Source organism: Pseudomonas sp. FBCC-B1565 (assembly GCF_059133265.1).
The window spans coordinates 3,585,607-3,599,411 of record NZ_CP101438.1; the positions used below are offsets into that span (position 1 = coordinate 3,585,607).

The window sequence follows — 13,805 nt, forward strand, 5'->3', positions numbered from 1 at the left end:
CAACCGCCGATTAACGGAAGGCTTGCTGGTCCCGGTGCCGGGCCAGCCCTTCCAGGGTAAACCGCGCCTGCATCAGCACCACCTCCCGCACCCGTTCCATCTCCTTCTGGTTCACTTCGCTCCACTTCAAGGCTTCCAGCAGCTTGGGCTTCTGGATACGGAAGGCCAGGCCCTGGGTAAACAGCGCCATGGAATGGATCACTGTGCGCTCATCCTCCAGCGCCAGGCCGGCCACGCGCGCGATCAGTTGGCGGATGACCCGCGCAATACGCGCCTTGAACCGCTCCTCGAAAGCCATCGTCGCGCTGTGCGGGCACAACCCAGCCTGGTGACGATCCATGAACGCACGCCATGCCGTGGTTTGCGGGCTGTCCTGGATGGTTGAAACCACGGTGCCGAGAATGCCCAGCGAGGCGTCGATCAGCGCGCTGTCGCCGGAATCGGCATCGGCCAGCACGCTTTCCGCCGCCTCCACCGACGGCGACATCTTGTGCCACAACAGCGTGATCAAGTGCTCGACGCACGCCAGATACACGCCTTCCTTGCCATCGAAGTAGTACTGGATCGCAGGCGCGTTGACGCCGGCAGCCGTGGCGATATCACGCGTGGAGGCGCCATCGTAGCCCCGTGCGCCAAACACCTCGACGGCGGCCTCGATGATGCGTGCGCGGGTTTCTTCGCCGCGCTGGTAACCACCCTCGGCGGCAGGTTTGTGTCGTGCCATGTGCAGCTCCCTTCGAATACCGGACCAAAATATACCAGTTGACAAAAATTCGCGAAAAAACGAATTTATTCCACCTGTTATAAATCTGGAGTGACCTCGATGTCGGCTGCACCTCCCTCCCCTCAGGTCATGCCTGAAGAAACTGTCAACGGTCAACGCGGCAAGGCCCGGCGCATCCTGCTCAGCGTGGCCGGCGTTGCCGTGCTGGCGGGCGTGTCGTGGGGCGCCTGGTGGTGGATCACCGGGCGGTTTATCGAGACCACCGACGACGCCTACCTGCAAGCCGACAGCATCAGCGTGGCGCCAAAGATCAACGGCTACGTGGCCGACGTGCTGGTGAGCGACAACCAGAACGTCAAGCGTGGCGACGTGCTGGTGCGCCTGGATGCGCGCAAGTACCAGGCCGTGAGCGATGAAGCCTCGGCGACCATCGCCGCACGCAATGCCGACTTCGCCAAGGCCCAGGCCGACCTGGTGCAACAGGACTCGACCATCGCCGAAGCCCGCGCCCAATTGCAGGGTGCCGAAGCCGATGCGCGACATGCGCAGACCGAAGTCGCTCGCTACGCGCCGCTGGCCCGCTCCGGCGCCGAACCCGAAGAGCGCCTGGCCCAACTGAACAACCAACTGGCACAGGCCCGCAGCACCGTGGCGGCCAAACAGGCGGCGCTGCGGTCCAGCCAGACTCGCTACGGCACGTTGCAGGCCCAGCTCAAGCAGGCCCAGGCGCAACTGGGCGTAGCCAGGGCCAGCGAGGCGCAAAGCCAACTGGACGTCGACGACGCGGTCATCCGCAGCCCGCTGGACGGCCGTGTGGCTGACCGTGGCGTACGCGTGGGGCAGTACGTGCAACCTGGTACGCGTTTGCTGACCGTGGTGCCGATCAGCGCGATCTACCTCACCGCCAACTACAAGGAAACCCAGATCGGTGGCATGCGCCCCGGCCAGACCGTCACCGTGCATGTCGACGCCCTACCCGGCCGCGACCTGCAAGGCCACATCGACAGCCTGGCGCCCGGCACCGGCGCGCAGTTCGCCCTGCTGCCGCCGTCGAATGCCACCGGTAACTTCACCAAGATCGTGCAACGGGTACCGGTGCGCATTGCCCTGGACATACCGGATGACCTGCGTGCCGCATTGATGCCAGGCCTGTCGGCCACCGTGGAAGTCGACACCCGCACCCACGCCGCAGACGCCAACCATGGCTGAGGCGAGCATGGCCGGGGTGGCTGCCGAGAAACCGCGCAACGCCTCGCTGACCGACTGGATCGCCGTCGCCGCCGGCGCGCTGGGTGCCCTGCTGGCGACCCTGGATGTGTCGATCACCAACTCGGCGTTGCCGCAGATCCAGGGCCAGATCGGCGCCACCGGTACCGAAGGCACCTGGATTGCCACCGGCTACCTGATGTCGGAAATTGTCATGATCCCCCTCGCGGCCTGGCTGACCCGAGTCTTCGGCCTGCGCCGCTTCCTGATCGGCACCGCACTCACCTTCACGCTGTTCTCGATGTTCTGCGGCCTGTCCACCAGCCTTGGCGCGATGATCGCCGGGCGCATTGGCCAGGGCTTCGCCGGCGGTGCGATGATTCCGACCGCGCAGACCATCGTGCGCACGCGCCTGCCGCCTCACCAACTGGCCATCGGCACCACGATGTTCGGCATGACCGTGATCCTCGGCCCCCTGCTCGGCCCGGTGATCGGCGGCTGGCTGACGGAGAACATCAACTGGCGCTGGTGCTTCTTTCTCAACCTGCCCATCAGCATCGCGCTGATCACCTTGCTGATCACCGGCCTGCCCAGCGAACGCATGAACCTGCAGCGCTTTATCAGCGCCGACTGGCTGGGCATTCTCGGACTGGCGATGGGCTTGAGCTCGCTGACCGTGGTGCTGGAAGAAGGCCAGCGTGAACACTGGTTCGACTCGCTGCTGATCGTGTGGCTGAGCATTGCCACGGTCACCGGGTTTTTCCTGATTGCCGTGGGGCAATTGCGCTCCAGTACACCGATCCTGCGCCTGCCGTTGGTGCTCAACAAAAGCTTTGGCAGCGTGTTGCTGATCGGTACGGCGGTGGGCGCAGGGCTGTATGGCACGGCCTATCTGGTGCCGCAATTTCTCGGGATTTTGTCCGGCTATAACGCGCAGCAATCCGGCGCGATCATGCTGCTGTCGGGGATTCCAGCGTTTTTGCTGATGCCGATCCTGCCGAGGATGCTCGGCCGCTACGACCTGCGCTGGATGGTCGGCGCAGGCCTGCTGCTGTACTGGGCCAGTTGCTTTGTGGACACCCTGTTGACTGCCGACAGCGTCGGCCATGACTTTGTCTGGTCGCAGTTGCTACGTGGCTTCGGGCAGATCCTGGTGATGATGCCCCTCAGCCAACTGTCCATGCGTTCGGTCGAGACCAAGGACGCCGGCGATGCGGCCGGGCTCTACAACATGTCACGCAACCTCGGCGGCACCATCGGCCTGGCGCTGCTCGGCGTGTTGATGGACCGGCGCAGCCACTTCCATGACGACCGGCTGCGCGAAGGGATCCTGGCCAACAGCCAATTGACCCAGGATCACATGGCCAGCAACACCGCCAGCTACCTGGCACAGACCGGCGACGCCTCCACCGCCTCGTTGCAAGCCATGGCCCAACTGGCCAACGACATCGCCCGCCAAGCCTCGGTGATGGCCTACAACGACTCGTTCTACGTATTGGGACTCGCAATGCTGGCGTGCCTGCCCCTGATTTTCATCCTTAAAAAGCGCACGGTACAGCCATGATTGCTCGCTCGTTTCCTCTGCTCCTGACCGTTGGGCTGCTATCGGCCTGCACCGTGGGCCCGGACTACTCGGGCGCCCCCGATGCCGCGCCGAAAACCCTGGCCGCCGGGCACCTGCCCCACGCCGACCACAAAGCGCCCAGCGCACCGGCCGTGGCGCAGTGGTGGCGAACGTTGAATGACCCGCAACTCAATCAACTGGTCGACCTGGCGCTGAACAACAGCCCCGACATCGTCACCGCCCAGGCCCGCCTGAAACAGTCGCGCGCCAGCCTCAGCGGTGCACGGGCCGACGCCCTGCCCAAGGTCACCGGCGACGCCGCGATGCTCAAACTGCGCTCGCCCGACACCTCCGCACTGGGTGGCGGCGGTGGCGGTCGTGGGCCATTGACGCTCTACCTGGCCGGCTTCGATGCCAGTTGGGAGGCCGACCTGTTCGGCGGCACGCGGCGTGCGGTCGAGGCCGCGCAAGCCGAAGCCGACGCTGCCCAGGCGCAACTGGCTGACGCCCAGGTGCAACTCGCCGCCGAAGTGGTGCAGGCCTACACCGACCTGCGCGACCAACAGGCACGCCTGGCCCTGGTCGACGCCAGTGTCGACATCGAAAACCAGGCCCTCGACCTGACCCAGCAACGTCGCAGCCGTGGTGTGGCCTCACAGCTGCAACTGGAACAAGTCCTCACCCAGGCAGAAAACACCCAGGCCCAACGCCTGCCGTTGCAAGCCGCCATCGTTGAATCCCTGGACCAACTCGGCCTGCTTTGCGGCCAGGAACCCGGTGAACTGGACGGCCGTCTCGCCACCGCCAAAGCCCTGCCCGCCATCCCCGGCGTGGTGCCCGTGGCAGACCCCGCCGCCCTGCTCAAGGCCCGCCCCGACATCCGCGTCGCCGAACGCAAACTGGCCTCCAGCAACGCACAGATCGGCGAGAAAACCGCCGACTGGTTTCCCAAGCTTAGCCTGATGGGCGACCTGTCGTTCTCCGCCGGCGACCCCGGCCACCTCGCCCGCAAAGACAACGGCACCTGGCTGATCCTGCCGCGCTTGACCTGGAACGCCCTGGACTTCGGCCGCGTGGCCGCCAGTGTCAAAGGCGCCGAAGCCGGTCGCGACGAAGCGCTCGCACAGTACAAAAGTGTCGTACTGAGCGCGCTGCGCGACGCCGATGTGGCCCTGGCGCGGTACGGCCATCAACGCCAGAACGTGGTGCTGTTGCGCAGTGTGGAATCCTCGGCAGTGCGTGCGGCAGACCTGACCCGCCAACGCTACCGTGCGGGCACCGCCAGCACCCTGGACTGGCTGGATGCGGAACGCACCCGCTACCAGGCCCAGGAGAGCCGGATTTCCGGGGACGCGGAGTTACTCAAGGATTTTGCTTCGTTGCACAAGGCATTGGGGCTGGGCTGGACGTTGTGACACACTGCCTCGCCAAGCGCCGCCTGACACGAGGACAGCATGCTCCGTATTCATCCAGCAACCCACGCCGACCTTGAAGCCCTGCGCGACGTCGGCTGCACCACGTACCGAGAACACTTCGCACACATCTGGTCGCCTGCCGGCTTGCAGGCCTTCCTCGACCGCGACTTCTCCCCTGCCTCGTTGAACCAATCACTCGAATCATCCGACAGCCAAACGTGGCTGCTCGCGTCGGACGAAAGCGAGCGGCCCGTAGGCCTCGCCAAGATCAACTGGTCAGCCCCTGCCCCGGTCACGGGTGAAGTGGGCGCAGAACTGCGCAAGATCTACTTTCTCAAATCGGCGGCTGGGCGTGGGTATGGGAAACGACTGGTGCAATACATCTGTGAACAGGCCGTGGAACGTGGAGACAGCTTGCTGTGGCTGACGGTACTCAAGTCCAATCCGGATGCGCGGCGGTTTTATCAGGCGTTTGGCTTCCAGGTGATGGGGGAAATTCCATTCAAGACCGATCTGGCGGAGATTGGGATGGATGTCATGGGGTTTGACCTGAAACGGTTGGGGCAATAAATGGAAGAATTGATCCAGGGGCTCGACGGGCCCAGGACGGCCCAGCAGGAGTTGTTCTACGACCTGGAAGATGCGGCGGCGGTGATTGGCTGGTCGGTGGTTGAGTTGACCGCCTTGGCCGCCAGCGGTCGGACGCCGGATGATGCAGTGGCGCTGATGAAGATCTGTGCGTTGCTGGCAGCGCAACAGGAGAAGATCCGCGCGTATGCGGGTGAGGTTAAGGAACAGCGGATTGTCAGGTCTGACTAAGTAAAACTAGAGCCTGACGGTAGGTAGCACCCTGAGCGGCAACGAGGGTGGCATGTATCTCGTCAACTTCTAATACCTCGCACAATATGAAAAAACGCGAGATCTTATATCCATTCGATTAAAAATCAATATCGAAATACTCTAAAAAACTGTTACTTCTAACAGGTGAAATTCTTCCAGCAACTGGAAAAAATATACCTACAGCTCCAATCCATGAAACGCAAGAGAAAACTCAAAACAGGAGAATTAAAATGACCATGGAAACCGTACCAGCGGCCATCTTCATAGATAATATTTGCAGTCTTTTGAGAACCGCTAAAGGCGCAAACGCCGAAAGGACATCGCGCCTCAGAATTTTAACTAATCAAATTCAGGGACTCCGTGAGGGATCTTATTTAGAGATCCCAATGGCTGACCAGATTCTTGTCGAGTATTACTCGAAGAACTTAAATATAACTAAAAGAGAAAAACTGTGTTACGTGGCGTTGAACTTTGAACAGGAACTGGCCAGTTCTTAATCTGTCGAACATATAAAAGCCAAGTAAGAATCTTCACTCACAATCGCTTGGCGGCCAATTTATCCAATGATATTTTTAAAAGATATCTGCCTTAACTTATTTGCGAGCGACCTCCCCGCACCTACTTCAGAAAATGCGGTTTTTTGGTTAGGTGGCTAACCGTCTGATCGGATTGCGGAAACGACCCCAAATCCCAGACAATAAAAAAGCCCCGTAGATCATTGATCTACGGGGCTTTAAGAGTGGAGGCCGAGGTCGGAATCGAACCGGCGTAGGCGGATTTGCAATCCGCTGCATAACCATTTTGCTACTCGGCCTCAAACGATCAATGCCCTGACTGCTGACACTCACCGCATAAAAACTTGAGTGGGCTGTATAACCCTGCCTCTACTCTAACTTATTGAATACATTGAAGTTTTTAATGCTTCGTTGCGTTCGATGGGCGCCATTATGTACGTATTTGCCTAGGCGTGCAACCCCTTGATTTCAAAAATATTTCGTATTGGCATCAAGGAGTTGCGGGCCTGCCCTACTCCTTGATGCGCAGTTGCTGGTACTGCGGGTCGGCCTTGATTTGGGCTTCAGTGAAGGGCAGCGGGCGCAGTTGTTTTTGGGAGAAGGCTAGGGTCTGGTCCTTGGCGTGTGGGGAAGCCGGGTTGGTCGACTCGGAGAACGCGAGGATGCCTTGGGCATGGGGGCCCTGGTCGTCGAAGGTGACGATTTGCAGGTAGCTGGTGCCGCTGACCACTTCACGCTTGCCGTCGGCGCGCGGCACGGTTTGCATGGCGTTGTAGATGCCGAGTTCCTGCGGGCCGCCGTGGATCGGGGTTTGCCCGGAGACTTGGATGTCGCCCCAGGTGCTGTTGGCGGTCAGGCCGCGTTTGGCGACGTCAGCGGTGGAGGCCAGCATGGCTTCGCGCAGGGCTTTGGCGACGTCGGCGCGGTCGATGGCCAGGCCACGTGGCGTGGTGAGGGATTGGGCCGGGTCGAAGGCCACGCGCCAGGCGTCGGGGATCTGCTGCAGGTGCTGCACCAGGTTGATGAAGTGCACCAGGCCAAGGCCGCTGTCGAGGTTGGCGCGCTGGTCCCAGGTTTTCAGGCTGGTGCACAGGGGTTGCAAGGCGGTGGCGTCGGCGCCGAGGTGTTTGGCACAGAACGCGAGCAGGTCGGGCATGACTTGGCCAGCCAGGTATACCTCGTTGTCCATCACCATGTTGTGCAGGTCGCTGACGCTGATCGGTTTAGCCAGCGATTGCAGACGTTGCAAGGCGAAACGCGCACGCGCGCCCAGGCCGATGTGGTCCTGGCTGATCACCGGGGAGAACCCGGTGAGCGGCGCCTGGGGGTTGGCCAGCCATGCCGAGTCGTTGGAGTGCTGCACGTAGTCGGTGCGTTGCAGTTGCGGCAGTTGCTCGGCCGCGAAGATGCCGGCCTGGGCGGCGCGCGGGTCAACGTCCCAGGCGCAGGCGCTGTGGGCGCCGTCGAGCATGATCATCTGCAAGCCGGCGCGTGGGTCGCTGCACTGCGCCAGTTTGGATGCGCTGACGTTGGGCACCACCGACAGGTTCATGTACAGGCTCTGGCCCTGGTCATCGGCGGCCAGGGTGTTGACCCACGGGATGCCCTGTAGGGTGTGCACCGAGGTTTTCAGTTGGTCGAGGCTGCCGGCACGGTTCATCGCGTACCACTGTTGCAGCACGCGGTCGTTGCCCAGGTTGGCGTCGCGCAGGCTGAAGGCGTAATGGCTGTCCCAATCGAGCTTGCCCGGCCACTGCACCACCGGGCCGAATTGCGAGCTATAGACCGTGTGCGATTGGTCCTTGAGGCTGCCGTCGGCTTGTTTGACCTGCACCGTCACCGTGGTTTTATCCAGGGCGACCGATTTGCCGTCGAGCAGGTAGCGCGTGGAGTCCTTGGGGTCGAGGGTCAGGCGGTACAAGGTGAAGTGCTTGGACGTGTCCACCGTATGGGTCCACGCCACATGCTGGTTAAAACCGATATTGATCACCGGCAGGCCCGGCAGCGCAGCGCCCATCACATCCAGCTGGCCGGGGATGGTCAGGTGCATCTCGTAAAACCGCATGCCGCCCACCCATGGGAAGTGCGGGTTGGCCAACAACATGCCGCGCCCGTTGAACGAGCGGTCACGGCCTACTGCCACGGCGTTACTGCCGCGATCGAAAGCGAAGCGCTGTTGGTTGGCGGCAGCCATTTCAAAGGCCTTGGCGGTGGTCGCAACGTTGGCCGTTGCTTGAGGCGGCATCGCACCCACCAGGGCTTCGGCGAATTGGCCGACACCACCTTCGACCAATAGCCTGCGGGTCAGCTTGACCAGGTCTTCAGCCACCAGCGGCCGTACCCACGCCGCCTGACACTGTGCAGGCGCGCCCTGCTCTTTCAGATAATGGTTGTAGCCGGCCACATAACCTTCAATACGCTGCTGGATCTGCGGGCTCTGCGCCCTCCAGAACGCAGCGACCGCGTCCGGCGTATTGAGCCAGCCAAAGAACAGGTCACTGGCCAGGTTGTTGCGCTCCTCCAGGGTCGCCTGTTCGGGGCCGAAGAAGCGGGCGCGCTGACCATTTACGGTGACCACTTCATTGGCCAGCAGGCACAGGTTGTCCTGGGCGTAGGCGTAGCCAATGCCGAAGCCCAGGCCCCGCTCATCGTTGGCGCGGATATGCGGCACGCCGTAACTGGTGCGCCGGATCTCCGCCGATGCTTGCGTCACCTGCTCCCGCGCAGCGGCAGCCAGGCTCACGCCCAGCAACACCCCGGCCACACACACCCTGGACAACCCATTGGAAATAATCACGCAGACTCCACCGTCAGATTTAACCGCCTCACAAGGGGCAATAAGCCCACCGTAAGAACGCAAACCACCAGGAATAATTTAGCGCGCAGGGTCGTTTATTTAAGGCGATGCGCAGGTGACAAAACCGATACTGACGAAATTTCTACATCCGACACTTCATGATTTTGCTCGCTCGTTCGTCTTATCAACTAAGAGCACTCATTTTTTCCTGATCAGGCTCTGATAAGGAGTTTTTGCATGTACAACCCGCAAGTGCCCACGGATGGACATTCACAAATGGCCGAGGCCAGTTTCGGCAGCGGCCCGCAAGCGTTCGGCAAAGCGCCCGAACAGCACGGCAACCAGCGCATCCGCCATCTGCTCAAGTGTTTTGGCTTGCGTACCAGCCTGATCCGGCTGAAGGTCATCGACGCCCTGCTCACCGCTGCCGACAACCAACGCACCCTCGGCGTGCGCGGCGTGCACAGCCATTTGCTGGAGCTGGGCATTCCGTTGTCGTTTCTCAGCGTGCGCGAAGTGCTCAAGCGCCTGTGCAGCGAGGGCGTGATCACCCTCAATGCGGACAAAAGCTACAGCCTCCATGAAGAGGCTGCCAAGGTACTCGAAGGCCGCGCCTGATCGCCTTTAGAGCTTGACCTTGCGGCGCATGATGCCGTTGATCACCACCACGACCACTGCGACGGCAATGGCGATGGTCTGGAATGTCTTCTCACTGATGACCCCGGTGTTCTGCAAATAGGACAGGCCAAACATCGTCGCCAATACGGCCAGGGCAATCAGAATCGAATATTTCAAACGCTGCTTTTGGGTCATGACGGGTTCCTGAACCTGAAAAATGTAGCCACTGTGAATCGCCGGACCTGCCTTACGCACGATGGCGAGCAGGTCCGACAGGCGCTCATGTTACAGGCGCGGGAATACTTTGGCTCGGTCAATCAGCCAGCATGCACCCAGCGCTGGTGCAGCCACCGCGCAAACGCATCGAGCGCAAACCCCAGCAAACCGATCAGCACCACCATCGCCATCAGCTCCGAATAAGCCAGCCGATCACGGGTATCGAGGATGTAATACCCAAGCCCCGCACTGACCCCCAGCATCTCGCAAGGCACCAGCACGATCCACAAAATGCCGATGGCCAGGCGCACGCCTGTCAGCACATGCCCTACCACGCCGGGAATGATCACCCGGCGCAAGGTCTCCCAGCGGGTCGCGCTCAAACTGGCACTCAATTGCAACCAGCGTGGGTCGAGCTGACGCACACCGGCAGCGGTATTGAGCATGATCGGCCACACAGCGGCAAAGGCCAGCAGGAAATAAATCGGCTGGTCGCCTACGCCCATCAGCATCACCACGATAGGCATCCACGACAGCGGCGAGATCATGCGCAGAAACTGGAACGCCGGCGTGGTCGCTGCCTCCAGCTTGCGCGAGCTACCCACTAGCAGCCCCAACGGCACGCCCACCAGCAAGGCCAGGAACAGTCCGACGAAGATGCGCTTGAGGCTCACGGCGATATGCAGATACAGCTCCCCGCGCCCGAGCAATTCCCACAGGCTGGCGGCGGTGGCGGACAGGGAAAAGCGTGCCGACAAGCCGTCCGCCGCGCCAAACACTTTCACCCCCAGCCACCAGAGCAACAGCAACCCCGCCAAGCCACTCAACCCGAGCAACCAGCCGGGGATTTCACGCGTGTTCAAACGCCGATCTCCTCATGCCGCTCAAAGCCATCAGGCAAACCAAAGGTCTTCATACCGCCCACGGACTCGATGGCGTTGCGCACGAAGCGGTCGTCCACCAGGTCCTTGGCGACAAATGCCGGGTCCAGATCGGCGAGGAATTTCTTGTCGCCCTCGATCAACGTGTCCTTCAGGCGGCGCACCAGCTCCTCGGTGTAGCTGGGGAATGGGTAGGGTTGGAAGTCGATGCGGTGCTCATCCCAATTGGCGTGCTGGATCGCGCCGTCCGCCAGGTAGGCCGCACGGTCGGCGGCGGCCGGTGCCAGCACTTTGCTCAACACCGGCTCGGCGTGTGGGGTGTAGCGGTTCGGACCGTCCTTGGACAGCAGCTTCACTGCCTCTTCGCGGTTGTCGCGGGTCCACACCTGCGCCTTGACGATGGCATTCACCACCTTCTGCGACCACTCCGGGCGGTTGGTCAGGTCGTGCTCGTGCATGAACACCACGCAGCACGCATGGTTGCGCCACACGTCGCCGGTGAAGCGCTGCACGCGACCGACCTTGAGGTTTTCCGCCAGGGCGTTGAACGGCTCGGCGACGATGTAGCCATCGATGCGCTGGCTGGCCAGGGCCGGTGGCATGTCCGACGGTGGCAACACGATGAGGTTGACCTCATTGGCCGCAATTGCACTGCCCGCCGCCCGCGCCACCGGCGTGAGGCCGTTGTCACGGAACAGCTGCTGCACCACCACGTTATGGATCGAATACCAGAACGGAATCGCCACCGACTTGCCGCCCAGTTGCTTCACGTCAGTGATGCCCGGCGCCACGGTCAAGCCCGAGCCGCCCACATGGTTCCACGCCACCACTTTGGCCGGCACCTTGCTGCCATAGCGTGCCCATACGGTCATCGGTGACAACAAGTGAATCACGTTGACCTGGCCCGAGATGAACGCCTCGATCACCTGTGCCCAACTGCGCAGCAGCACCGGGCGCTCGGCCTTGATGCCTTCAGCTTCGAACAGGCCATTGTTATGCGCCACCAGCAACGGCGTGGCGTCGGTGATCGGCAGGTAACCGATGCGTACGGGGGCGTCCGGCTCGCTGGCGGCGCGGGCCTGCAGACTGCTCAGCAGCGGCAAGGCTCCGGCGGCACTGAGCACGGCGGAGAGTTTGAGAAAGTCGCGACGCGAGTGGGTCAGGTCATCCAGGCACATGGGCAGGCTCCAGCAGGTCAAGTGAGTTGGGTTGGGGGCGGCTCGCCTGCCGTAGGGTTTTAAGGATATCGATGCGCAGCGCGCCGATGGCTTCCACCTGTTCTTCGCGCGGTTGCGGCAGGTCGATCAGCCACTCGCCCAACGTCCGCGCCGGGCGGTTGCCCAGTAGCAGGATGCGGTCCGACAACAGCAGCGCTTCGTCAATGTCATGGGTGATCAACACGGCCGCCGAGCCTTGCTCGCGGTTGACCTTGAGGAGCAGGTGCTGCATGTCGGCGCGGGTCACCTCGTCGAGGGCGCCGAAAGGCTCATCCAGCAAAAGCACTTGGGGCTGGCGCGCCAGGCAACGGGCCAGTGCCGTACGCTGGGCCATGCCGCCGGAGAGCTGCGCCGGGAACTGCTGGCGCGCATGTTCCAGGCCGACGGCGGCGATGGCGTGGTCGACACGCTGGCGGCGTTGCTCAACGCTCAAGTGGGGTTGACGGGCGAAATCCAGGCCGAACGCGACGTTCTTTTCCAGGCTCAGCCAGGGCAACAGGCTGGGGTCCTGGAAGGCCACCGCCACACGCGGATGAGGCCCGTCGACGGGCTCGCCGAGCACCCGCACACTGCCGCCCTGCGGTGCCTGCAAACCGGCGAGCACCCGCAACAGGCTGGACTTGCCCACCCCGCTGGGGCCGAGGATCGACACCACTTCGCCGGGCTGCAGTTGCAGGTCAAAGCCCCGCAACACCGGCCCGCCGGCATACCCCAGGCAAATCCCCCGGGCGTTCAATACGGCATTCGTCATAGGTTTGCCTGGCGCTGCAACTCGGTGCGCAACTGCACCAGGCTCGGGGTCACGATCGGCACAAACGCGGACTCACGCCAGCGCCGCGCAAAGCCACTGCCGTGGGCGGTGAGGTAGGCCTTGCCACCGCTGGCCTGCAACTCCAGTTGCACAGCGCTGGCAGCCGTTTCGGCCAGGGCGATGCGCAGCTTGAACAACGGCACCGGTTCGGCCGCAAAGCGTCCGGCCAACAGGCCGTTCTTCAGCTCGGTGACCAGGTGATCCAGCGTCACGCGCAGCGTTTCCAGTTCTTCGCGCAACACCGTACGGGTCGCGCCCAAATGGTTGGCCACCTCCGCCAGGGAACGCCGGGCCAGGCCGATGGACATGCCGCACTGCAACCCCAGGAACGCCGGGCGCACTGCCGGCAAAAACTTGCGCGCATCCTCATGCAGCAGCCAGTCGCGACTGAGCTCAACGCCTTCGAGGCCCAGGGCCGCGGTATTGCTGGACTGCAAACCCAATAGTTCCAGGTCACGGGAGCGCTGCAAGCCGGCCACCGCGTCCGGAATCGCCAGGATAAATGGCGCACCACCGCCGACCTGCTCGATGGCCGCCGCAGCGACAAAACCGTTCTTGCGCAGGTTGGTCACCCAATGCAGCCGGCCGTTCAGGGTCCAGCCGTTGTCGGTGGGCTCGGCGCTGATCTGCAAGGCCTCGATACCGGACAAAAACTTCATCGCGTTGGACAGCCCCGTGGCCCCCGCCAACTTGCCGCTGAGCAGGTCCGGCAACAGTCGCTCACGCAGCTGCGCATTCGGGCTTTGCAGCAAATATTCGATAAACGAACGCTGGCCCCAGCACACAAACGCCGCCGCCAGGGAATGGCTGGCAACATTGGCGATGGCCTCCACTGCACCCGCCACATCCCCGCCCAGGCCACCGAGTTGAGCCGGTACGCCGATACGCAATACATTGGCCTCTGCCAGCCGTGGCAGCACTTCCTGTGGATCGCAACTGCCCACGTCCAGGGCCTGCGCTTGAACATCGAGCCAACGGCTCAAGATTGGGTCAAGCATTCA

The 13,805-nt window shown here is 62.4% G+C and carries 14 protein-coding genes and 1 tRNA gene; 7 read left to right on the forward strand and 8 right to left on the reverse strand.

Annotated elements, in window-relative coordinates:
• Window positions 1–10: 10 nt before the first annotated feature.
• Window positions 11–724: a CerR family C-terminal domain-containing protein gene (locus tag NL123_RS16855; RefSeq protein WP_494355837.1), complete on the reverse strand. Its 714-nt coding sequence runs from the start codon at window positions 722–724 to the stop codon at window positions 11–13.
• Between the two features lie 99 nt (window positions 725–823).
• Between NL123_RS16855 and NL123_RS16860 the strand changes: the two genes are divergently transcribed.
• The 6 genes from NL123_RS16860 (at window position 824) to NL123_RS16885 (ending at window position 6,246) form a co-directional block, all read left to right on the forward strand.
• Window positions 824–1,933: an HlyD family secretion protein gene (locus NL123_RS16860; protein ID WP_257102183.1), complete on the forward strand. Its 1,110-nt coding sequence runs from the start codon at window positions 824–826 to the stop codon at window positions 1,931–1,933.
• On the forward strand, window positions 1,926–3,494 hold the full coding sequence (locus NL123_RS16865) for a DHA2 family efflux MFS transporter permease subunit (RefSeq protein WP_083351452.1): 1,569 nt from the start codon (window positions 1,926–1,928) through the stop codon (window positions 3,492–3,494). Before NL123_RS16860 ends, NL123_RS16865 begins: the two co-directional genes overlap by 8 nt.
• Complete coding sequence (locus NL123_RS16870; RefSeq protein WP_494355838.1) at window positions 3,491–4,909, forward strand: efflux transporter outer membrane subunit; 1,419 nt, start codon at window positions 3,491–3,493, stop codon at window positions 4,907–4,909. The genes NL123_RS16865 and NL123_RS16870 overlap by 4 nt, the downstream gene beginning before the upstream one ends.
• Before the next feature lie 39 nt (window positions 4,910–4,948).
• Window positions 4,949–5,479 carry a GNAT family N-acetyltransferase gene (locus NL123_RS16875; RefSeq protein WP_494355839.1) on the forward strand — a complete coding sequence of 177 codons (531 nt, stop codon included), beginning with the start codon at window positions 4,949–4,951 and terminating at the stop codon, window positions 5,477–5,479.
• Window positions 5,480–5,728 carry a hypothetical protein gene (locus tag NL123_RS16880; protein ID WP_494355840.1) on the forward strand — a complete coding sequence of 83 codons (249 nt, stop codon included), beginning with the start codon at window positions 5,480–5,482 and terminating at the stop codon, window positions 5,726–5,728.
• Window positions 5,729–5,979: 251 nt separating this feature from the next.
• Window positions 5,980–6,246, forward strand: coding sequence for a hypothetical protein (locus NL123_RS16885; RefSeq protein WP_494355841.1), 267 nt, complete (start codon window positions 5,980–5,982; stop codon window positions 6,244–6,246).
• Window positions 6,247–6,489: 243 nt separating this feature from the next.
• On the opposite strand, the gene NL123_RS16890 is transcribed toward NL123_RS16885, so the two are convergent.
• Together NL123_RS16890 and pvdQ are read right to left on the reverse strand one after the other, a co-directional pair.
• Window positions 6,490–6,563, reverse strand: a tRNA-Cys gene (locus NL123_RS16890).
• Between the two features lie 212 nt (window positions 6,564–6,775).
• Entirely contained in the window at window positions 6,776–9,061 is a 2,286-nt protein-coding gene (pvdQ, locus tag NL123_RS16895; protein WP_494355842.1) for a bifunctional acylase PvdQ, read from the reverse strand.
• A 237-nt stretch (window positions 9,062–9,298) separates the two neighbouring features.
• Between pvdQ and NL123_RS16900 the strand changes: the two genes are divergently transcribed.
• Window positions 9,299–9,679, forward strand: a complete 381-nt coding sequence (locus NL123_RS16900) for a fe2+ zn2+ uptake regulation protein (protein ID WP_248481367.1) — start codon at window positions 9,299–9,301, stop codon at window positions 9,677–9,679.
• Window positions 9,680–9,685: 6 nt separating this feature from the next.
• Here the strand turns inward: NL123_RS16900 and NL123_RS16905 are convergent, their stop codons facing one another.
• The 5 genes from NL123_RS16905 to NL123_RS16925 form a co-directional block, all read right to left on the reverse strand.
• Window positions 9,686–9,874 carry a hypothetical protein gene (locus NL123_RS16905; RefSeq protein ID WP_010210250.1) on the reverse strand — a complete coding sequence of 63 codons (189 nt, stop codon included), beginning with the start codon at window positions 9,872–9,874 and terminating at the stop codon, window positions 9,686–9,688.
• 122 nt (window positions 9,875–9,996) lie between these two features.
• Window positions 9,997–10,743: an ABC transporter permease gene (locus NL123_RS16910; protein ID WP_494358319.1), complete on the reverse strand. Its 747-nt coding sequence runs from the start codon at window positions 10,741–10,743 to the stop codon at window positions 9,997–9,999.
• A gap of 11 nt (window positions 10,744–10,754) precedes the next feature.
• Window positions 10,755–11,954 (reverse strand): ABC transporter substrate-binding protein, encoded by a 1,200-nt coding sequence (locus NL123_RS16915; RefSeq protein ID WP_494355843.1) that lies wholly within the window; start codon window positions 11,952–11,954, stop codon window positions 10,755–10,757.
• On the reverse strand, window positions 11,941–12,744 hold the full coding sequence (locus NL123_RS16920; protein WP_494355844.1) for an ABC transporter ATP-binding protein: 804 nt from the start codon (window positions 12,742–12,744) through the stop codon (window positions 11,941–11,943). The genes NL123_RS16915 and NL123_RS16920 overlap by 14 nt, the downstream gene beginning before the upstream one ends.
• Complete coding sequence (locus NL123_RS16925) at window positions 12,741–13,802, reverse strand: acyl-CoA dehydrogenase family protein (protein WP_494355845.1); 1,062 nt, start codon at window positions 13,800–13,802, stop codon at window positions 12,741–12,743. Before NL123_RS16925 ends, NL123_RS16920 begins: the two co-directional genes overlap by 4 nt.
• Window positions 13,803–13,805: the final 3 nt, after the last annotated feature.